The organism is Streptomyces sp. P17 (assembly GCF_032436805.1).
In the GTDB taxonomy this organism is placed as follows: Bacteria; Actinomycetota; Actinomycetes; order Streptomycetales; family Streptomycetaceae; genus Streptomyces.
Window position 1 is genome coordinate 17,972 of the sequence record NZ_JAVRBF010000040.1, and the last position, 17,969, is coordinate 35,940.

Consider the following 17,969-nt stretch of genomic DNA (forward strand, 5'->3'; position numbering starts at 1 on the left):
CGCGCGTCGCACCCCGATACAGCCCCGTCCTCAGGGCTGCCGCTGCACGGGTCTGGCCATGAGGCCCCCTAGGAACCCCGCCACCAGCCCCCACAGCAGCGCGAAACCCAGTGCACCCCACACCTGCGGATCCAGCAGCAGCTCACCGCCCAGATCGCCGCCCAGGTCGCCGATGCCGAGGACGGACAGGCCGTAGTGCGCCGAGGTCCGGCCGACCAGGCAGATCATCAGCACCGTCAGGGCCAGCGCCACCGCCATGTGCACCGCGTGCTGCCAGGCGCGCATCCGGCGTGGGGAGCGGGCCGCCATCACGAACGCGGCCCCCAGGACGAGCACCGCCTCGACGGCCACCAGCCACCACACCCGGCTGTCGCGCTCGGCGAGCGCGCTCAGGTTCAGGGTGGCGGTGTCCGAGCCGCGCAACACCTCGTCCAGGACTTGCGGCATCGGCAGGCCGAACGGTCCCTCGACCCTGCCCTCCCACGTGGCGCCGAGGCCGATGGTGAAGGCCAGCCACACCAGGTTCGGCAGGCCGAGCAGGAGCACGGCGAGGGTCTCCTGAGCATGGCCGCGCGTCGCGGCGACGATCACACCGATCACCACGCCCAGAGCGACGTGGGCGAGCAGCAGCAGGACCATGGCATACGCGGCCGGGCGCACCGACTTCTGGAAGCGCAGCAGCCGGGCCGGCAGGGGAGCTCCGCGGGACACCAGCAGAGCCAGGATCAGGACGCCCGCCAGCCACAGCAGTCCGAAGAACACGGTGAGCGGCACATCCGTGCGAAAGCCCGCCTTCGGTGTCACGCCGAACAGGTCGCCCAGGTCACCGAGGGTGTCGTCGCCGAGGGAGATGGTGAAGGTCTGACGGGCGGCCAGGGCCAGACCGAGCAGCGCCAGCAGCCACAGCGCGGCGATCCGGCCGGCCCACCCGGCCAGCTCACGCGCGCCGGTGACCGCCCGGTGCCGCAGCGGCCGCAGGAAGCCGGCGGCGATCATCAGCGCGCCGACGAGGGTGACGGACAGCGGGATCACGGTGAGGTCGGCCGCGGACTCGGCGAGGCCGCCGGCGTCGCCCGACATCTCGACGGTGCCACCGACGGCGGTCACCACGGTCGCGGCGACGACCCGAGGGAAGGCGTTGTCCGGAAGGCCGGTCGCGCCAGCCGCCCACAGTCCCAGCGCGGCGACGATCCCCATGGCGACCAGTCCGGCCAGCACGGCGAGGAGGGCCTGCGGCCAGCCGTGACGGGCCACTGCCTGGTCGGAGGGGGTGCGCGCGCTCACCCTGCCACGCTAAGCAGGACCCGCGCCGCCCGCCTGCCGGGAGGGCCGTCCGCGTCGGCTTGCGCACCGCACGGGGCCGGAGCACACAATGGTCACGATATGGAAAAGAGCGGCGATTGGAATGAAAGCCGCGAGACGCCCATATCGGGAAGAAGGGCTCGTGAGCGCCGAACCTCCGTCCTCCGGCCGACCCACAGGACCCCCCTCGGGCCCCCTGTCCGGTCCCACGCAACCGCCCTCCGGGCCGCCCTCGCAGCCGCCCGGCGGCAGCGGCGGTGGCGGTCAACCCCCGGACACCGGCGGCGGCGGAGTCCCCCCGCGGCCGGAACCCCATCACCCCTGGTGGCGGTCCGTTCCCCGGGTCGCCACGCTCGCCACCGTGGTGGTCGCGGCCGTGGTGCTCGCCCTCGTCTTCAGCCGTGGTGACGGCGGCGGCTCCGGCTCGAACGGCGAGGTCTTCCTCCAGGCCGCCGGAAAGACCGGCCCCGACCCCTTCACCGAGTCCACCGCGACGGACAGCTCCGCCCCGCCGGTCACCCCCTCCCCGGCCACCGAGACCGCCACCGGCAACGCCGTCCGCGGTGTCGACGGCGCGGCGCCGGGCCTGTACGGCGGCACCCGCAACGTCGCCAGCTGCGACGTGGAGAAGCAGATCAAGGCGCTCCAGGCGGACCCGGCGAAGAACAGGGCGTTCGCCTCCGTCGCCGGCGTCGACCCCTCCGGCGTCCCGGCCTACCTGCGCGGCCTCACCCCCGTGCAACTGCGCATGGACACCCGCGTCACCAACCACGGCTACCGCGACGGCAACGCCACCAGCTACCAGGCCGTCCTGCAGACCGGCACCGCCGTCCTCGTCGACGACCGCGGAGTGCCCCGGGTGCGCTGCGCCTGCGGCAACCCGCTGACCGAGCCGGTCGCCCAGCGGACCGCGCCGAGGACCACCGGCGACTCCTGGCCGTCGTACAAGTCCTCGAACGTCGTCGTGGTCGCGCCCGCCACCGTCGTCATCAACGTCTTCGTGGTCTACGACCCCGAGCGCGGCGACTGGTTCGAGCGGCGCCCCGGCGACACCGGTGGCAAGGACCAGAAGACGGATCCGCCCGCCCACCAGCCCTCCCCGTCGGTGACCAAGCCGCCCACGACATCGCCGTCCCCCGGCACCACGACGCCCTGTCCGGCGACGCCCACCGGCACGGAGACCACCTGCCCGCCGAGCTCGAAGACGCCCTCCGGCCAGATCGTGCCGCCGACCTCGGACACCCCGACCTCCGAGCCCACGACGGAGCCGGAGTCCCCGGCGACGAGCACGCCCGAGGTGCCGCTCGCGTCCGACACGACCGCCACGGCGAACCAGTCGCTCTCCACGGGCCTGAGCCCGCTGTCGCCTGCGATGTGACGCACCGGGCTCCGGAGCGGGGGATGCCGGGCGCGGCACTGGGTACGAGCACTGGTGCAGCAGTGTCCGGCCGGTCCGGCTTCCCGAGAGAGAAACGCATGATCGAACACAACGGGGCAGTGATTCCGACTGGTTTCGACGTGCCCGTGGAGCCGCTCCGACGGGCGACCCACTACAGCGGTGAACCGGGGTGCATCGCCGAGGCGCGGTCCTTCGCCTCCCTCTTCCTCGGCCGCCTGCGCACCGAATGGTGCGCAGCCATCGACGACCGGACCCACGAAGAGGTGCTCCTGGTCGTCAGCGAGCTGGTCACCAACGCCGACCGGCACAGCAACGGCCCCTACATCCTGGACCTGGAGGGCACCGACGCCCGGGTGGCGGTGTCCGTCTACGACAGCAGCGCCGCGCTGCCCCGGCGCTTCCCCCGGGATCCCGAGCGCGTCGGCCGGCACGGCCTGGAGATAGTGCACGCGCTGGCGGCGGAGGTCGCCGTGGAGCGGGTCCCGGTCGGCAAGCGGGTCCGCGCGGTGCTGAGGCTGAGCGACGAGTGACCGGAGCGGGGCCAACTCCCTGTTCGCCCCTGGCGATTTCCCCCAGGGCGGAACGCTGATCCCTTCCCGCCGCGGCCCGGGCTCCTAGGCTGGGAGGGTGAGCAACCAAGCGCCGAACCAAGCCCGCGTCATCCCGCTGCGCCCGCCCGCGCGCCAGGAGCCCGCGCGCCCGCAGTCCGCCGCACCCGCGCCCAGAGAACCCCTCTGGCGCCACCTGGTCGGTGACGTCCTGCGGCGCGAGCGCCTCGCCCAGGAGCGCACCCTGAAGGACGTGGCCGACGCCGCCCGGATCTCGATGCCCTACCTCTCCGAGGTGGAGCGCGGCCGCAAGGAGGCCTCCTCGGAGGTCCTCGCGGCCGCCGCCCACGCCCTCGGACTGGGCCTCGGCGACCTGCTGTCCCGGGCCCAGGGCGAGCTGATCCGGCTCACCAGCCGCCACAGCCCGGTCCGGAGCCGCGGCACGGCAGGTTCGTCGTACGACGGACTCTGCCTGGCCGCCTGACCCCGCCGTCCCGGCGCCTCACACCCCGACGAGGCGCCGGCTCACCACCTGGTCGGCCAGGCCGTACGCCACGGCCTCCTCGGCGGTGAACACCTTGTCGCGATCCATGTCGGCGCGCAGCGTCGTCACGTCGTGATGGGTGTGCCGGGCCAGCACCTCCTCGACCTGGGCGCGGATGCGGACCATCTCCTTGGCCTGGAGCGCCAGATCGGAGACCGTGCCCTGCCGTCCGCCGCTGGCCGGCTGCCCGAGCAGCACGCGCGCGTGCTCCAGCACCGACCGCCGCCCGGGATCCCCGCCGGCCAGCAGTACGGCCGCCGTGGAGGCCGCCTGTCCGACGCAGACCGTGGAGATCGGCGCCTGGACGTAGGTCATCGTGTCGTAGATGGCCATCAGCGAAGTGAACGAGCCGCCCGGGGAGTTGAGGTAGATCGCGATCTCGTTCTCGGGCGCCGCCGACTCCAGATGGAGGAGTTGCGCGATGACGACATTGGCCACCCCGTCGTCGATCTCCGTACCGATGAAGATGATCCGCTCGTTCAGCAGCCGGCTGAACACATCGAAGGACCGCTCGCCCTGCGGGGTGCGCTCGATGACGTTCGGAATCGTGTAACTCCCCATGACTACAGCCCCATCCGTCGCTTCGAGGCGGCCGGGCGGACGTCGGTCAGCGACTCCACCACCCGGTCGACCATGCCGTACTCCTTGGCCTCCTCGGCCGTGAACCAGCGGTCCCGGTCGCCGTCCCGGGAGATCGTCTCCGGGCTCTGGCCGGTGTGCTCGGCCGTGATCCCCTCGATGGTGCGCTTGGTGTGCTCCAGGTTCTCCGCCTGGATCTCGATGTCCGCGGTGGTTCCGCCGATCCCGGCCGACGGCTGGTGCATCATGATCCGCGCGTTCGGCAGGGCGAATCGCTTGCCCGCGGTGCCGACGCTCAGCAGGAACTGGCCCATGCTGGCCGCGAAGCCCATGGCGAGAGTCGAGACGTCGTTGGGGATCAGCCGCATGGTGTCGTAGATGGCGAGGCCGGCGTGCACCGAGCCGCCCGGGCTGTTGATGTACAGGCTGATGTCGGTGCGCGGGTCCTCGGCCGACAGGATCAGCAACTGCGCGCAGACCCGGTTGGCGGAGACCTCGTCGACCTGGGTGCCCAGCAGCACGATCCGCTGGCCGAGCAACTGGGCGGCCAACTGGTCGTCGAACCGGGTGGGCGGGGTGTCGCCCTCCTCCGCCCGTGGAGCGAACGCGGTGAGTGAAGTCATGGGATCTCCTCGTCGTGGCGTGGATGCCGTCGACTCCACTGTTGACCGCGGACCCGGTCGGGCGGGGATTTCTCTGCCCGCGGCAGATTCGCCGAGGGCAGAGCGTTCTCTCAGCCCTTCTCGCGCAACTGCCGGAAGAAGGCCCGTACGTCGTCCACCAGCAGGTCCGGCTCCTCCATCGCCGCGAAGTGCCCGCCCCGGTCGAACTCGGTCCACCTCACGATGTTCTCGGTCCGGTCCGCCTTGTGCCGCAAGGGCAGTTGCGGCTCGGCCTGGCTTGGCCGCCCAACTCGGGTCGTGAGCCCGCTCGTTGTAGATGCGGGAGGCCGAACCCGCCGTCCCCGCCAGGCCAGTACAGCATCACGTTGGTGAGCAGCCGGTCCCGGCCCACGGCCTCCGCCGGCAGCTGTGCCGAGTCCGTCCACTCCCTGAACTTCTCGACGATCCACGCCAGTTCAGCATCCGCTCCCGCTCGACGGGGCCGAGCGCGTCCAGCTCCTCCCGCGTCGGCTCGGTGGTCGCGTGCGCGCCCGGCAGCAGGTTGAGGTGCCCGCCGATCAGCAGGTCGGGGTGGGCGCCCAGCTCGCGGGTGATCGCCGCGCCCCAGTCCCCGCCCTGCGCCCCGAACCGCTGCCCGGCACGACGACATGGAAGGCGTCGGCCGGATCGCCCCCGTGCGCGACCGGGTCGGCGAGCAGCCCGAGGACATCCAGGAACTCGACGACGGAGCCCGGCCGGCCGTCGGCCGCGCGCCAGCCGTACGCCTGCCGCCAGTGCCGTACCAGGTCCCGGAGGTAGTCGCGCAGGACACCGTACGACCAGCGGGTGAGGTCGAGCCGACGGTGGAGATCGTCGAGGTCGCTCTGGGGGACGTCGAAACGGAAAGGCCGGATGCCGTCGGCGGCGGGCATCGAAGTCATGGTTCCGATGCCAGGCCGGACGGGGTACGGCCCATCTGGATCAATCGGCCGCCCCGCCGATGAGTTCCGGCGCGAGGATCGGTCGGTACAGGTGACCGCGTTCCACGCCCCAGGAGGTAACCATGGCCGGCAACGGTTTCACCACGTGTCTCTGGTTCGACAACGAGGCCGAGGAAGCCGCCCACTACTACGTCTCGGTGTTCAAGAATTCCAGCGTCGGCAAGGTGGCCCGCTACCCGGAGGGCGCCCCTCGCCCCGCCGGCACCGTGCTGACCGTGGAATTCACGGCCAACGGCCACAAGTTCCTCGCGCTCAACGGCGGCCCCGAGTTCAAGTTCAACGAGGCGGTCTCCTTCATGATCTCCTGCGAGAACCAGGAGGAGATCGACTACTACTGGACCAAGCTCACCGAGGGCGGCGGCGAGCCCGGCCCCTGCGGCTGGCTCAAGGACAAGTACGGCGTGTCCTGGCAGGTCATCCCGGACAGCCTCGACGCCATGATGACCGACCCGGACCCGGAGAAGGCGGCGCGCGCGACCCAGGCGATGCTCGGCATGGGCAAGCTCGACATCGCGGCCCTCGAGAAGGCGCACGCGGGCGAGTGAGCCTGTGCTAGGGGGTGTTTTGAAAGTCCTGTGCGGTGCCCGCGGTGTTCGGTGCGTGCCCTCGGCGTGCCGGACGAAGGCCCTCGTACTGGACGTACTTGGGTCTTTGGCCGGTGCGGCGAGGGTGCGTGCCGGGCGCCGTGGGTGCTGTGCGGGACTTTCAAAACACCCCCTAGCCGCCGAGACGGTCGCCGATCAACCGGGTGACCTCCCGCGCCATCCGCAGGATGCCGGGCGACCGGACCGGGCACGGCCTCGGGGTCGAGGTGGTCGGCGCCAGACAGAAGTGCAGATAGTCGTCGTCGCGGTGCAGGGCGGTACGGCCGCTGCCCGGCTCGGTGCAGTAGCCGGGATGCTCGCGCTCGTACGCCGTGCACGGCAGATACCGCACCCAGGTGTAGCGGGCCCCGTCGGCGCTCACCGTCCGCCCGGCGTCCGCGACGAGGTCGCCCGAGGCGCCGGCTTGCCGCTCGTACAGGTCGTTCACCTTGCGGACCCGGTCGGGGGTGATCGGATCCGGCCCCTGGAGCACCCACACGATCCGCGGGCGCCGCTCCCCGCCGGCCGTGACGATCTGCTCGGTCAGCTTCTTGAGGTCGGCCGTGTACCGGGCGAAGTACGTCCGGGGATCGGCGTCATGAGTGATGCCGTCCATGCACGGCGTATAGCCCCAGGCATTGCCCCAGAACTGGAGCACCACGAAGTCCGGCCGCCACGCACGCACGAGCGCGGCGGCCTTGTCCGCGTCCGGGACCAGGGACTGCTCTCCGGTGCCCTCCAGGTAGTCGCAGGGTGTGGTGCCCGAGTACGGGGCGCTGGTGTAGGTGGCGCGCAACTCCCGGCGGAGCTCGCTCCCGAGCACCTTCTGGGCCTCCATCGCGAGTGAGTCCCCGAGGTAGAGCACCCTCGGTGCCTTCACGGCGGCGGCGCTCGGAGAAGCGGGCGCCCGCTGCTGCGTGGTGGCCGACGCCCTCGGCACCTCGGGCGCGGGCGCCTGTTCGGCCCCCGACGTCGGATCCCCGCACCCGCCGAGCACTGACACGGTGAGCAGCAACCCCGCCATCCATGCCTTGCGCATGCGGCAACTCCCGCCCCGGACCCCGAAAACGGCTCCCCAGGCAAGCACAGCAGCGCGACGGGGGGAAGACTCGCGTCACCACACTCCGCGGGTCTGGCGCGTTTCACACCCGGTCGGCCGCGATCAGCAGGTACTGGAAGCTGCCGTTGCGGTACGCGGTCAGGAACGTGTCCTCGATACCGGTGACCAGGTGCTCGGCCTGGCGGCGCAACTCCCAGTAGGGGAGGGTCGCCGCGGTCAGGTCCTGCACATGGACCGGTACGAGCCGGTTGCGGGCCATCGCCCGGAAGTACGCCGAGCGGGGGTGGATGTCGCAGATGTAGTGGGCGTTGATGAGGGACACCTCACGGGAGGCGCGCCCGTAGGTGTCGTTGTAGCAGCCGGTGATCACCACATAGCGTCCGCCGCGGCGCAGCAGCCGGGCATGCTCGGCGAACAGCAGGTCGAGCTCGACGTACATGGTGGACTCGTTGTTCCACGAGGCCGCGAACGCACCGGAGGGGAAACCGGTGTCGAGCATGTCGCGGCAGTGGTAGCGGACGCTGTCGTCGATACCCCGGTTGCGGGCCTGCTCATTCGCGAACTCGGCCTGCTTGGCGGAGATCGTGACTCCGTCGGCGGCGCAGCCGTAGCGCAGGTGCGCCACGACACTGCCGCCGCCGCGTCCGCAGCCGGCGTCGAAGACACGGTCGGCGCCGGACAGGGGCCCGAGCCGGGCGGCGAGCAGCTCGGCCTGGGCGTGTTCGAGGCGGTGCAGTTCGGCGGTGATCCGCTCCTGGCGGAGCTCGGCATCGGACCCCTCCAGCACCGACCAGTCGACGTCACCGACGCCGTAGTGGTGGTGATAGAGGTCGTCGATCTTTCCGAGTTCGAGGTTGACCGGGTTCTCCTCGGCGTTCCAGTAGTCCGCCACACGGTTCTGGTACGTGGACTGGGGCGGCACCGGTGCGGTGGTGGTGCCGACGTCGGTGAAGCTCAACGCGGGTTCCTCCTGGTACTTCTGACATCTCGTCAGGGTGGGGGCTTACCAGTAGTCGGGCAGGTGGTAGCGGTGGGTGTTGGTGGCGTGCCACTCGTGGTTGCCGGAGACCCAGGCCGCGAGGCCCTCGGTGTAGCGCTCGACGAGGGGTGAGAGGGCGGAGACGGCCGCGGCCTCCTCCTCGAAGGCCGCCATGATCCGGTTGTGGATCTCGACGGCCTCCAGATAGGCGGCCTTCAGCCCGCACCGCTCGTTGGCGGCGACGACCACGGGCAGGTTCAGATGCGTCGGGTCGCTCGCCAGCTCCTTGGTGAACGAGTAGAGGTCATTGACGATCGTGGTGGCGTTGCAGGCCAGCGCCGTCACCCGCTGGATCTCGGGGCGGGCGTAGACCGCCTCGGGCAGTTCGTAGCCGTCCACGGCGTCGACCAGCGACAGACAGGGCCGGAAGTTGTTGAACTGCCGCATCGTCAGGTACTCCCACACCCGCGGCATGTACGCGGTCTCCGCCCAGGCCGCCTCGCCCAGATACCCCAGGTGCAGTCGGGCGATGTCGTGCACGAACCGGTCGGTCTGGCTGGGGGTGGCGAAGGCGGCGTAGTCCTTCAGCGCCCAGTGGTACGAGCGCAGCGGGCCGTCCGCCTGGACGCCGAGCCGCCACTGCTCCTCCAGCTCGGGGGTGCCGTGGTACGGATCGAGGGCCGACTGGGCGATGACCAGCCGTCCGCCCAGGCCGCGCGCCGAGGCGCCCCGGCCTTCGGAGACCTCGCAGTAGCAGCTGTCGACGACGTTCTCGGCGAGCAGCAGCTTGCCGGCGGCGGTGAGGCGTTCCAGATCGGCGGCGCCGGGATGCTGGAGCACCACCGCCCGGCCGAACTGGAACCCGGCGAAGTCGCCCGACCACGCCTTGGGGAACAGATCCAGACCGCGCGCCCATGCCTCAAGGCGCAGATCGACCTCCTTCACCTTCTCGGGATCGGCCGGGACCGCCGGCCGGTACAGCAGGCCGGGTACGGCCCCGCCGCGCCGGGCCCCGACGGAGCGGGCGAGGCTCGGCGGGCCGGGCGCCCGGAACGAGGGAGTGCTCATCGACGTACTCCACCTGTTCAGTCGGCGGTCCGGCCGATCTGGACGTTCTCCAGGATCCCGGCGGCATCCGGCACGAGGATCGCCATGGAGTAGTAGGCGGTGACGAGGTAGCGCAGGATCGCGCTGTCGTCGATGCCCATGAACCGCACGTTCAGGCCCGGCTGGTACTCCTCGGGGATGCCGGTCTGGTACAGGCCGACCACCCCCTGGTCGGCCTCGCCGGTGCGCAGCGCGATGATGCTGGTGGTGTGCTGCGGACCGATCGGGATCTTCCCGCACGGGAAGAGCGGCACGCCCCGCCAGGCGGGGACCTCGTGGCCCTCGACGGTCACGGTGCCCGGCACCAGGCCGCGCCGGTTGCACTGCCGGAAGAAGGCCGCGATGGCCTTCGGATGGGCGAGGAAGAGCCGGGTCTTGCGGCGCATCGACAGCAGCTCGTCCAGGTCGTCCGGGGTCGGCGGTCCGGCGAAGGTGCTGATGCGCTGGTCGTAGGCGGTGCTGTGGAGCAGCCCGAACTCGCGGTTGTTGACCAGTTCCCACTCCTGACGCTCGCGGATCTCCTCGATGGTGAGCCGCAGTTGCTGCTCGGTCTGGTCCATCGGGTCGTTGTAGAGGTCGGCGACCCGGGTGTGCACCCGCAGCACGGTCTGGGTGAGGGACAACTCGTACTCGCGCGGGGCGAGTTCGTAGTCGACGAAGCCGCCGGGCAGCACCGGCTCGCCCACATGGCCCGCCTGGACCGGCACATCGGCCTCGCCCTTGCGGTTCATCGGCTTGCTCTGCCGCTGCGCGTAGGCCTCCAGATGCGCGGCGAGCGAAGGGGCGCGGTCGACGTGCTCCCTGAGCGTGTCCCAGGGCAGCACCAGGACGATGCCCGCCGTCTCCGCCCGCACCGAGGTGAGCCAGAGCGGGTCGGCGCGGCCGACGGCCTCGTCGCCCATGCCCTCGCCGTCGGTGACGACGCCGATGACCTCCTCCTCGCCGTACTTGCCGGCGGTGAAGCGGGTGAAGCGGCCGTGCACGACGAGGTAGGCCTCGGTGACCGGCTGCCCCGCCTCGAACAGCACCTGCCCCGCCCGCACTTCGCGGACCTGGAAGCGGGCGGCGACCTGCTTGAGAACCTCGGTGTCGGAGTAGCCGCGCAGTACCGGCAGTTCGGTGAGCGTCTCGGGGATGACCTTGACGTCGTCGGCGCCGTTCTGTTCGAACTGCACTCGCCCGCGGCCGATGCGCAGTTGCAGACGCCGGTTGACGCGGTAGGCGCCGCCCCTGACGTCGACCCAGGGCAGCGACTTCAGCAGCCATCGTGAGGTGATGGCCTGCATCTGGGGTTCGGACTTGGTGGTCGTGGTGAGTTGTCGGGCCGCCTGCGTGCTGAGGCTGGTGAACGGGGGAGCGGTGGTGGCGGGGTCGTCGACGGCGGGATTGGCGGCGCTTTCGGGTGCGGACACAGTCCCTCCCTGGAGGGTGATTCAGGGGTGAGCGGTGTGGTCGGTGAGACGGCAACCTCGTGGCGCGGGGTGGACAGCACGCGCTGCCTGTACACAAGGCAAACAGCGGCGGTGAGACCCGGGAACGGCGTGAAGGGGGCGGGTTCACGCGCCGGATGTGCAAACCGCCCGATCGGGGTGGACTGCGAAAGCGCGTGTGATCGCACGCCGGTCGACATCGCCCGGACGGGCGGCGCGCGGGGAGCGAACGGGCCGTGCGCGCGTCACCGCGCGCGCGGTCAGATCACCTCGTTCACCAGCACCGCGGCTCCGTCGAACCGGCCGCACTTGAGGTCCCGCAGCGCCTCGACGGCCCGGGCCAGCGGATAGGTGTGCGTGGTCGCGCGCACGCCGTGCCGGGCGGCGAGGGCGAGGAACTCGCGCGCGTCCTCCCGGGTGCTGGAGGTGACAGTGCGCAGTTCCCTCTCGTAGAACAGCTCGCTCTCGTAGTGCAGCGGTGGGATGTCGGTGAGGTGGATCCCGGCGACCGCGAGAACTCCGCCGCGGTCCAGCGCCCGCAGCGCCACCGGGACGAGGTCTCCGGCCGGGGCGAACAGGATGGCGCTGTCCAGCGGCTCCGGCGGCGGCTCGTGCGCGTCGCCCGCCGACGCCGCCCCCAGCTCCAGCGCCAGCCGCCCCGCCGCCGCACCCCGGGTCAGGACATGTACCCGGGCGCCCTCCGCCAGCGCCACCTGGGCGCACAGGTGCGCGCTGCCGCCGAAGCCGTACAGACCGAGCCGCCCGCCCGGCGGGAGAGCCGATCGGCGCAGCGCCCGATAGCCGATGATCCCGGCGCACAACAGGGGCGCGAGCGCCACGTCGTCCAGGTTCCCGGGGAGCGGGTGGGCGAAGGCGGCCGGTACGGTCGTGTACTCCGCGTAGCCGCCGTCCGCGTCCCAGCCCGTGTACCGCGAGGCGGGGCACAGGTTCTCCGCACCGCGCAGGCAATAAGCGCAGGTGCCGTCCGTCCGCCGCAGCCAGGCCACCCCGACCCGGTCGCCGAGCGCGAAGCCGCTGACCTCAGCGCCGAGCCCGGCGACGACTCCGACGACCTCGTGCCCGGGCGTCACCCCCGGCCGGTGCACCGGGAGGTCACCCTCCGTGACGTGCAGGTCGGTGCGGCACACCCCGCACGCCCGCACCCGCACCAGCAGTTCGTCAGCCGCCGGCACCGGCACCGGCTTCTCGACGCACCGCAGCGCCCCCGCCTCGACCGGCCCCGGCGTGCTCACCGACCACGCGCGCATCGTCCCGTCCGTCATCGCGCTCCCCGTCCCGCCGGCACCGTTTTCTCCCAGTCTGGAACAGAGCGCGTCGTTCGGCGCGCGGTTCGCGGCGGGGATGGCTAGCGTGTGGAAGCGGACCAACCGCACCGATCGGAGAGGCCGCAGTCATGGCCGTTCAGCCAGAGGGAACCCCCTGTTGGGCCGACGCGATGTTCAGTGACGTCGAGGGAGCCAAGAGCTTCTACGGCGACGTCCTCGGCTGGACCTTCGGCGAGGAGGCGTCGGAGTTCGGCAACTACACCCAGGCCTACGCGGACGGCAAGGCGGTCGCCGCCGTCGTCCCGCCCATGCCCGGGCAGGAGGGCCAGTCCCAGTGGTGCCTCTACTTCGCCTCCCCGGACGTCGCCACCACCGCGAGCCGGATCCGGGAGAGCGGCGGCGAGGTGCTGATGGAGCCGATGCAGGTCGGCGACTTCGGCACCATGTGCCTGGCCCGCGACCCGAGCGGCGTCGTCTTCGGCGTCTGGCAGGCGGGCACCCACGAGGGCTTCGAGGCGCCGCCCGAGCAGCCCGGCGCGTTCTGCTGGGCCGAGGTCTTCACCCGTGAGCCGGAGAAGTCCGACGCCTTCTTCCCCGCCGTCTTCACGCGGTACACCGCGCAGCAGATGGAGGACGACGGGGTCGACTTCCGGATCTTCAACGTCTCCGACGCCCCCGTCCTCGGCCGGATGAGGATGACCGAGGAGTTCCCGCCCGAGGTACCGCCGTACATCAACGTCTACTTCTCCGTCGCCGACTGCGACGAGGCCGTGTCGAAGGCCACCAAGCTCGGCGGGGTGCTGCGGTTCGGGCCGATGGACAGCCCCTTCGGCCGGTTCGCGGCCCTCAGCGACCCGCAGGGCGCGAACTTCTCGGTGATCGACGTCACCTCCACCGAGGGCGAGATGCCCAAGCTCACCGACGTCTGAGCGGCCACCCCTTCGGCCCATGGCATGATCGGCACATGCGTGAACGAGTAGTGGCCGCGTGCGACGGTGCTTCGAAGGGAAACCCCGGACCCGCGGGCTGGGCCTGGGTCGTCGCCGACGAGAGTGAGACGCCGGCCCGCTGGGAAGCCGGACCGCTCGGCAAGGCCACCAACAACATCGCGGAACTCACCGCGCTTGAGCGGCTGTTGGCGGCGACCGACCCCGGCGTACCGCTGGAGGTCCGGATGGACTCCCAGTACGCCATGAAGGCCGTCACCACGTGGCTGCCCGGCTGGAAGCGCAACGGCTGGAAGACCTCGGCCGGCAAGCCGGTCGCCAACCAGGAGCTCGTCGTACGCATCGACGAGCTCCTGGCCGGCCGCGAGGTCGAGTTCCGCTATGTGCCCGCCCACCAGGTCGACGGCGACAAGCTCAACGACTTCGCCGACCGCGCCGCCAGCCAGGCGGCCATCGTCCAGGAGCCCGCGGGCAGCGACCTCGGCTCGCCCGAGCCGCCGCCCTCCCCGGACACCCCCGCCAAGGCGCCGCGCCGCCGCCCCACGGCCGCCAAGAAGACCGCCGGCGGTTCCTCCTCGCGCACGATCAAGGCGAAGTTCCCCGGCCGCTGTCTGTGCGGCCGCTCCTACGCGGCGGGCGAGCCCATCACCAAGAACGCGCAGGGCTGGGGCCACCCGGAGTGCCGGGATCAGGCGGCGTCGAACGTGTAGTGCGGGGTGTGGTCCAGCAGATCGGCGGGCCGCACATCGTTCCACGGCTTCATCGTGTCGTCGAGGTCGACGACATCGGGCGTGCCCGCGGCCGGGAGGTAGGCGGAGCCGGGGTGGCGCCGCTGCCAGTCCGCCCACAGCTTGTCCACGAACGCGTGGTGCAGCCAGAACACCGGGTCGTTCGGCGAGACCCCGGTCGCCATCTGCCCGCCGACCCACACATGCACCCGGTTGTGCAGATTGACCCCGCGCCACCCCTCCAGATGGTTGCGGAACCCGTCCGAGCCGCTGTTCCAGGGCGCCATGTCATACGTCTCCATGGCCAGTACGGAGTCCACCTCGGCCCGGGTCGGCAGCTGACGGCCGCCGCCGAGGGCCCGGCGCAGATAAGTACGGCCGTCTATACGGACGTTGATCGGCCAGTTGCCGGTCGAGGCGGCGAACGGACCGTCCATCACCCGCCCGTCCAGGCTCCGCCCGGTGCCGCCGAGGAAGTCCGGCGCCCACAGCGAGGCACGCGCCGTGCGGTCGGCGGTCCAGTCCCAGTACGGCAGCGCGACCGAGGCGTCCACCTCCTGCAGGGCGCGCTCGAAGCCGAGCAGGAATCTGCGGTGCCAGGGCAGGAAGGACGGCGAACGGTGCCCCGTGCGCTCGCCGTTGTCGGTGTCCGACACGATGAAGGCGTTGTGTGTGGTGACGAACTCGTCGTAGCGGCCGGTGCGCTTGAGCTCCACGACGGCGGCGACGAAGCGGCGCTTCTCGTCGGCGGTCAGGTTCGCCTGGTTCTTGCGGACGGTCATGTGCGAGGGCTCCCGAAAGTGCGTGAGGGGCGGGTCAGTTGGCGGGGAACGGCAGCAGCGCGGCGCCCCGGAGCTCGTCGACCGCGGCACGCGCGCAGGCGCGCGGGGTGGTCACCGGGTCGTAGTGGCTGACGACGCTGATCCAGGTGCCGTCGGCGTTGCGCATCACATGCAGTTCCACGCCGTCGACGAACACCGCGTAATCCCCGCCGTGATGGTTGTCGTGCCCGCCGCCCGAGCGGGCCCGGCCCTGTATGCGGCGGCCCTTGTAGACCTCGTCGAAGGGCGCGGGGGAGGAGCCGGGCTGGCCGGCGGCGGGGGCGGCGGGGGCGGCGAGCGTGGCGGCTCCGGAGGCGGCGGCGAGGGCGGCCGCGGCGGTGAGCGCGCGGCGACGGCTGAGTTCCGGCATACGGATCTCCCGGTTCGGTTCGGCAGTTGACTCCGCATGCCTATCGGGAGCAGCGAGACCTGGAGAAATCCCTCAGGAGTGGTTGGCTACGATCCAGACAATTACCCACATGTCATGCAAGATTGAACGAAGGTGATCTTGCCGCCCTGGTGGCGGCGTCTCCCCCGGAACGGGCAATTCCTACTCCCGGGAGCCCTGAATCGGGTGGTGTTTCGCGGACGGGTGTGCCGCTCGTGGTCTGGGGCACGCCCGGAAACTGACGCGATCCGGAAGTCGGATCGCGAGGACCCGCGCTGCTACTCTCCGTATCGAAATGATCGCATTGAGTGATTCCAAGGGGTGCGCGTGAAGGTCGACTGTGTCGGAGGCGGGCCCGCAGGCCTGTACCTCTCGATCCTGCTGAAGCTGCAGGACCCCTCCCACGACATCACCGTCCACGAGCGCAACCGGGAGGGCTCGACATACGGCTGGGGCGTCACCTACTGGCGCGGACTGCTCGACAAGCTCCACGCCCACGACCCCGAGTCGGCACGCGCCATCGCCGACCACTCGGTCAAGTGGAGCGAAGGCATCGCCCGGGTAAGGGACCTGACCACCCGTCACAGCGGCGACGAGGGCTTCGGGATCGGCCGCCACCGGCTGCTGGAACTCCTCGCCGCACGCGCCCGCTCCCTCGGTGTCCGCCTGGAGTACGAGCACGAGATCGACGCGGCCGACCCGCCCGCCGGAGCCGACCTGGTCGTCGCGAGCGACGGCGTCCACAGCGCCCTGCGCACCCGCCACGCCGGCCACTTCGGCAGCGAGCTCAGGCCCGGCCGCAACCACTACATCTGGCTCGGCACCACCAAGGTCTTCGACGCCTTCACCTTCGCCTTCGTGGAGAGCGACCACGGCTGGATCTGGGCCTACGGCTACGGCTTCGGCCCCGACCGCAGCACCTGCGTCGTCGAATGCGCCCCCGAGACCTTCACCGGCCTCGGCCTCGACCACGCCGACGAGGCGGAAAGCCTCGCCCTGCTGGAGAAGCTGTTCGCCGACACCCTGGACGGCCACGCCCTGATCGGCCGGTCACCGGCCGACGGCAGCTCCCCCTGGCTGAACTTCCGCACCCTGACCAACCGCACCTGGTACCACGACAACCTCGTCCTGCTCGGCGACGCCGCCCACACCACCCACTACTCCATCGGCGCCGGCACCACCCTCGCCCTGGAGGACGCCATCGCGCTGGCCGGAGCGCTGCGCGAGCACACCGCCCTGCCGCGAGCCCTCGCCCAGTACGAACGGGAGCGCAAGCAGGCCCTGCTCCCCATCCAGAGCGCCGCCCGCTACAGCGCCCAGTGGTACGAGAACCTGCCCCGCTACATCCAGCTGCCCCCCGAGCACATGTTCGTCCTGCTCGGCCAGCGCCACTCGCCCCTGCTGCCGTACATCCCGCCCCAGCTCTACTACCGCCTCGACAAGGCGGCGGGACGGCTGGAGGCGCTGCGCCGGTTCAAGCGCTGGCTGGGGCCGAAGGTGGCGCGCACGGTCCACGCGCGGGCGCTGGCCTCGGGCGAGCGGAGCGCTCCGCGGATGACAGACTGACGCCATGGACGAGCGCACATTCGGCAGGTCTCAGCAGCACGCGTCCGTGGTCGGTCTCGGCACCTGGCAACTGGGTGCCGACTGGGGCGACGTGGACGACAAGGAAGCCCTCGCGGTGCTGGAGGCGGCGGCCGAGGCGGGCGTGACCTTCTTCGACACCGCGGACGTCTACGGCGACGGCCGCAGCGAGGAGACCATCGCCACCTTCCTGCGCGGCAGGCCCGATCTGCATGTCATGGTCGCCACCAAGATGGGCCGCCGGGCCGACCAGATCCCGGAGAACTACGTCCTGGACAACTTCCGTGCCTGGAACGACCGTTCCCGCCGCAACCTCGGCGTCGACCGGATCGACCTCGTGCAGCTGCACTGCCCGCCGACGCCCGTCTACTCCACCGACGAGGTGTTCGACGCCCTGGACACCCTCGTCGCCGAGGAGCGCGTCGCCGCGTACGGCGTGAGCGTGGAGACCTGCGAGGAGGCCCTCACCGCGATCGCCCGCCCCGGCGTGGCGAGCGTGCAGATCATCCTCAACGCCTTCCGCATGAAGCCCCTCCACGAGGTCCTGCCCGCCGCCCAGGAGGCGGGCGTCGGCATCATCGCCCGCGTCCCGCTCGCCTCCGGCCTGCTGTCCGGCAAGTACACCAAGGACACCGTCTTCCCCGAGAACGACCACCGCACCTACAACCGGCACGGCGAGTCCTTCGACGTCGGCGAGACCTTCTCCGGCGTGGACTACACAACCGGCGTCGAGGCCGCCGCCGAGTTCTCCGCCCTCGCCCCGGCCGGATACACCCCCGCCCAGCTCGCCCTGCGCTGGATCATCCAGCAGTCCGGAGTGACCACGGTGATCCCCGGCGCCCGCTCCCCGGAACAGGCCCGCGCCAACGCGGCCGCGGCGTCCCTGCCGGAGCTGACCGAGCAGACACTCACCGCGATCCGGGAGCTGTACGAGCGGCGGATCAAGGGGCAGGTGGAGGGGCGCTGGTAGGAGCGTAGCGCCAAAGACCCCGTCACCAGCGGAAACGCTGGGAGCGGGGTCTTCGTGCATGGGGGGCCGTACGCCGCCACCAGAAACGTCCACAGCGTTGACGCCGTATG

Annotated in this window: 18 protein-coding genes and 1 pseudogene; 8 read left to right on the top strand and 11 right to left on the bottom strand. The window is 71.3% G+C overall.

Annotation, left to right across the window (positions count from 1 at the left end):
- Window positions 1-30: 30 nt before the first annotated feature.
- Entirely contained in the window at window positions 31-1,284 is a 1,254-nt protein-coding gene (locus RMT89_RS24920) for a streptophobe family protein (RefSeq protein ID WP_315886019.1), read from the bottom strand.
- 160 nt (window positions 1,285-1,444) lie between these two features.
- Between RMT89_RS24920 and RMT89_RS24925 the strand changes: the two genes are divergently transcribed.
- The 3 genes from RMT89_RS24925 (at window position 1,445) to RMT89_RS24935 (ending at window position 3,733) form a co-directional block, all read left to right on the top strand.
- On the top strand, window positions 1,445-2,680 hold the full coding sequence (locus RMT89_RS24925) for a DUF6777 domain-containing protein (protein WP_315886020.1): 1,236 nt from the start codon (window positions 1,445-1,447) through the stop codon (window positions 2,678-2,680).
- 98 nt (window positions 2,681-2,778) lie between these two features.
- Complete coding sequence (locus tag RMT89_RS24930; protein ID WP_315886021.1) at window positions 2,779-3,231, top strand: ATP-binding protein; 453 nt, start codon at window positions 2,779-2,781, stop codon at window positions 3,229-3,231.
- Between the two features lie 97 nt (window positions 3,232-3,328).
- Window positions 3,329-3,733, top strand: a complete 405-nt coding sequence (locus RMT89_RS24935; protein WP_315886022.1) for a helix-turn-helix transcriptional regulator — start codon at window positions 3,329-3,331, stop codon at window positions 3,731-3,733.
- 18 nt (window positions 3,734-3,751) lie between these two features.
- On the opposite strand, the gene RMT89_RS24940 is transcribed toward RMT89_RS24935, so the two are convergent.
- The 3 genes and pseudogenes from RMT89_RS24940 to RMT89_RS24950 all read right to left on the bottom strand — a co-directional run bounded on the left by RMT89_RS24940 (window position 3,752) and on the right by RMT89_RS24950 (window position 5,906).
- Window positions 3,752-4,354: an ATP-dependent Clp protease proteolytic subunit gene (locus RMT89_RS24940; RefSeq protein WP_315886023.1), complete on the bottom strand. Its 603-nt coding sequence runs from the start codon at window positions 4,352-4,354 to the stop codon at window positions 3,752-3,754.
- Between the two features lie 2 nt (window positions 4,355-4,356).
- The gene (locus RMT89_RS24945) at window positions 4,357-4,995 is read right to left on the bottom strand and encodes an ATP-dependent Clp protease proteolytic subunit (RefSeq protein ID WP_315886024.1); all 639 of its coding nucleotides are present in this window, start codon (window positions 4,993-4,995) and stop codon (window positions 4,357-4,359) included.
- 110 nt (window positions 4,996-5,105) lie between these two features.
- Window positions 5,106-5,906 (bottom strand): annotated as a pseudogene (locus RMT89_RS24950) (epoxide hydrolase N-terminal domain-containing protein).
- 131 nt (window positions 5,907-6,037) lie between these two features.
- Here RMT89_RS24950 and RMT89_RS24955 point away from each other — a divergent pair.
- Complete coding sequence (locus tag RMT89_RS24955; RefSeq protein ID WP_315886025.1) at window positions 6,038-6,520, top strand: VOC family protein; 483 nt, start codon at window positions 6,038-6,040, stop codon at window positions 6,518-6,520.
- Between the two features lie 172 nt (window positions 6,521-6,692).
- Here the strand turns inward: RMT89_RS24955 and RMT89_RS24960 are convergent, their stop codons facing one another.
- The 5 genes from RMT89_RS24960 to RMT89_RS24980 form a co-directional block, all read right to left on the bottom strand.
- Entirely contained in the window at window positions 6,693-7,598 is a 906-nt protein-coding gene (locus tag RMT89_RS24960) for an SGNH/GDSL hydrolase family protein (RefSeq protein WP_315886026.1), read from the bottom strand.
- Between the two features lie 103 nt (window positions 7,599-7,701).
- Entirely contained in the window at window positions 7,702-8,577 is an 876-nt protein-coding gene (locus tag RMT89_RS24965) for a geranyl diphosphate 2-C-methyltransferase (RefSeq protein ID WP_315886027.1), read from the bottom strand.
- Between the two features lie 45 nt (window positions 8,578-8,622).
- Complete coding sequence (locus RMT89_RS24970) at window positions 8,623-9,666, bottom strand: family 2 encapsulin nanocompartment cargo protein terpene cyclase (RefSeq protein ID WP_315886028.1); 1,044 nt, start codon at window positions 9,664-9,666, stop codon at window positions 8,623-8,625.
- Window positions 9,667-9,683: 17 nt separating this feature from the next.
- Window positions 9,684-11,117 (bottom strand): family 2B encapsulin nanocompartment shell protein, encoded by a 1,434-nt coding sequence (locus RMT89_RS24975; RefSeq protein WP_315886029.1) that lies wholly within the window; start codon window positions 11,115-11,117, stop codon window positions 9,684-9,686.
- Between the two features lie 278 nt (window positions 11,118-11,395).
- Window positions 11,396-12,403 carry a zinc-binding alcohol dehydrogenase family protein gene (locus RMT89_RS24980; RefSeq protein WP_315886076.1) on the bottom strand — a complete coding sequence of 336 codons (1,008 nt, stop codon included), beginning with the start codon at window positions 12,401-12,403 and terminating at the stop codon, window positions 11,396-11,398.
- A gap of 146 nt (window positions 12,404-12,549) precedes the next feature.
- On the opposite strand from RMT89_RS24980, the gene RMT89_RS24985 reads away from it, so the two are divergent.
- Both RMT89_RS24985 and RMT89_RS24990 read left to right on the top strand, forming a co-directional pair.
- On the top strand, window positions 12,550-13,350 hold the full coding sequence (locus tag RMT89_RS24985; protein ID WP_315886030.1) for a VOC family protein: 801 nt from the start codon (window positions 12,550-12,552) through the stop codon (window positions 13,348-13,350).
- 35 nt (window positions 13,351-13,385) lie between these two features.
- On the top strand, window positions 13,386-14,078 hold the full coding sequence (locus tag RMT89_RS24990; RefSeq protein ID WP_315886031.1) for a ribonuclease H: 693 nt from the start codon (window positions 13,386-13,388) through the stop codon (window positions 14,076-14,078).
- Here the strand turns inward: RMT89_RS24990 and RMT89_RS24995 are convergent.
- Window positions 14,057-14,878, bottom strand: coding sequence for a tyrosinase MelC2 (locus tag RMT89_RS24995; RefSeq protein ID WP_315886032.1), 822 nt, complete (start codon window positions 14,876-14,878; stop codon window positions 14,057-14,059). The two genes, RMT89_RS24990 and RMT89_RS24995, sit on opposite strands and share 22 nt — an antisense overlap.
- A gap of 34 nt (window positions 14,879-14,912) precedes the next feature.
- Complete coding sequence (locus RMT89_RS25000; RefSeq protein ID WP_315886033.1) at window positions 14,913-15,287, bottom strand: apotyrosinase chaperone MelC1; 375 nt, start codon at window positions 15,285-15,287, stop codon at window positions 14,913-14,915.
- 345 nt (window positions 15,288-15,632) lie between these two features.
- Between RMT89_RS25000 and RMT89_RS25005 the strand changes: the two genes are divergently transcribed.
- Both RMT89_RS25005 and RMT89_RS25010 read left to right on the top strand, forming a co-directional pair.
- The gene (locus RMT89_RS25005) at window positions 15,633-16,871 is read left to right on the top strand and encodes an FAD-dependent monooxygenase (protein WP_315886034.1); all 1,239 of its coding nucleotides are present in this window, start codon (window positions 15,633-15,635) and stop codon (window positions 16,869-16,871) included.
- 4 nt (window positions 16,872-16,875) lie between these two features.
- Entirely contained in the window at window positions 16,876-17,859 is a 984-nt protein-coding gene (locus RMT89_RS25010) for an aldo/keto reductase (protein ID WP_315886035.1), read from the top strand.
- Window positions 17,860-17,969: the final 110 nt, after the last annotated feature.

What these genes read in the sequence shown, in the direction of transcription:
- RMT89_RS24940 (WP_315886023.1), bottom strand. Translation starts at nt 4,354, where the DNA reads ATGGGGAGTTACACGATTCCGAACGTCATCGAGCGCACCCCGCAGGGC.
- RMT89_RS24990 (WP_315886031.1), top strand. Translation starts at nt 13,386, where the DNA reads ATGCGTGAACGAGTAGTGGCCGCGTGCGACGGTGCTTCGAAGGGAAAC.
- RMT89_RS24945 (WP_315886024.1), bottom strand. Translation starts at nt 4,995, where the DNA reads ATGACTTCACTCACCGCGTTCGCTCCACGGGCGGAGGAGGGCGACACC.
- RMT89_RS25010 (WP_315886035.1), top strand. Translation starts at nt 16,876, where the DNA reads ATGGACGAGCGCACATTCGGCAGGTCTCAGCAGCACGCGTCCGTGGTC.
- RMT89_RS24970 (WP_315886028.1), bottom strand. Translation starts at nt 9,666, where the DNA reads ATGAGCACTCCCTCGTTCCGGGCGCCCGGCCCGCCGAGCCTCGCCCGC.
- RMT89_RS24955 (WP_315886025.1), top strand. Translation starts at nt 6,038, where the DNA reads ATGGCCGGCAACGGTTTCACCACGTGTCTCTGGTTCGACAACGAGGCC.
- RMT89_RS24985 (WP_315886030.1), top strand. Translation starts at nt 12,550, where the DNA reads ATGGCCGTTCAGCCAGAGGGAACCCCCTGTTGGGCCGACGCGATGTTC.
- RMT89_RS24960 (WP_315886026.1), bottom strand. Translation starts at nt 7,598, where the DNA reads ATGCGCAAGGCATGGATGGCGGGGTTGCTGCTCACCGTGTCAGTGCTC.
- RMT89_RS24980 (WP_315886076.1), bottom strand. Translation starts at nt 12,403, where the DNA reads ATGCGCGCGTGGTCGGTGAGCACGCCGGGGCCGGTCGAGGCGGGGGCG.
- RMT89_RS24930 (WP_315886021.1), top strand. Translation starts at nt 2,779, where the DNA reads ATGATCGAACACAACGGGGCAGTGATTCCGACTGGTTTCGACGTGCCC.
- RMT89_RS25000 (WP_315886033.1), bottom strand. Translation starts at nt 15,287, where the DNA reads ATGCCGGAACTCAGCCGTCGCCGCGCGCTCACCGCCGCGGCCGCCCTC.
- RMT89_RS24995 (WP_315886032.1), bottom strand. Translation starts at nt 14,878, where the DNA reads ATGACCGTCCGCAAGAACCAGGCGAACCTGACCGCCGACGAGAAGCGC.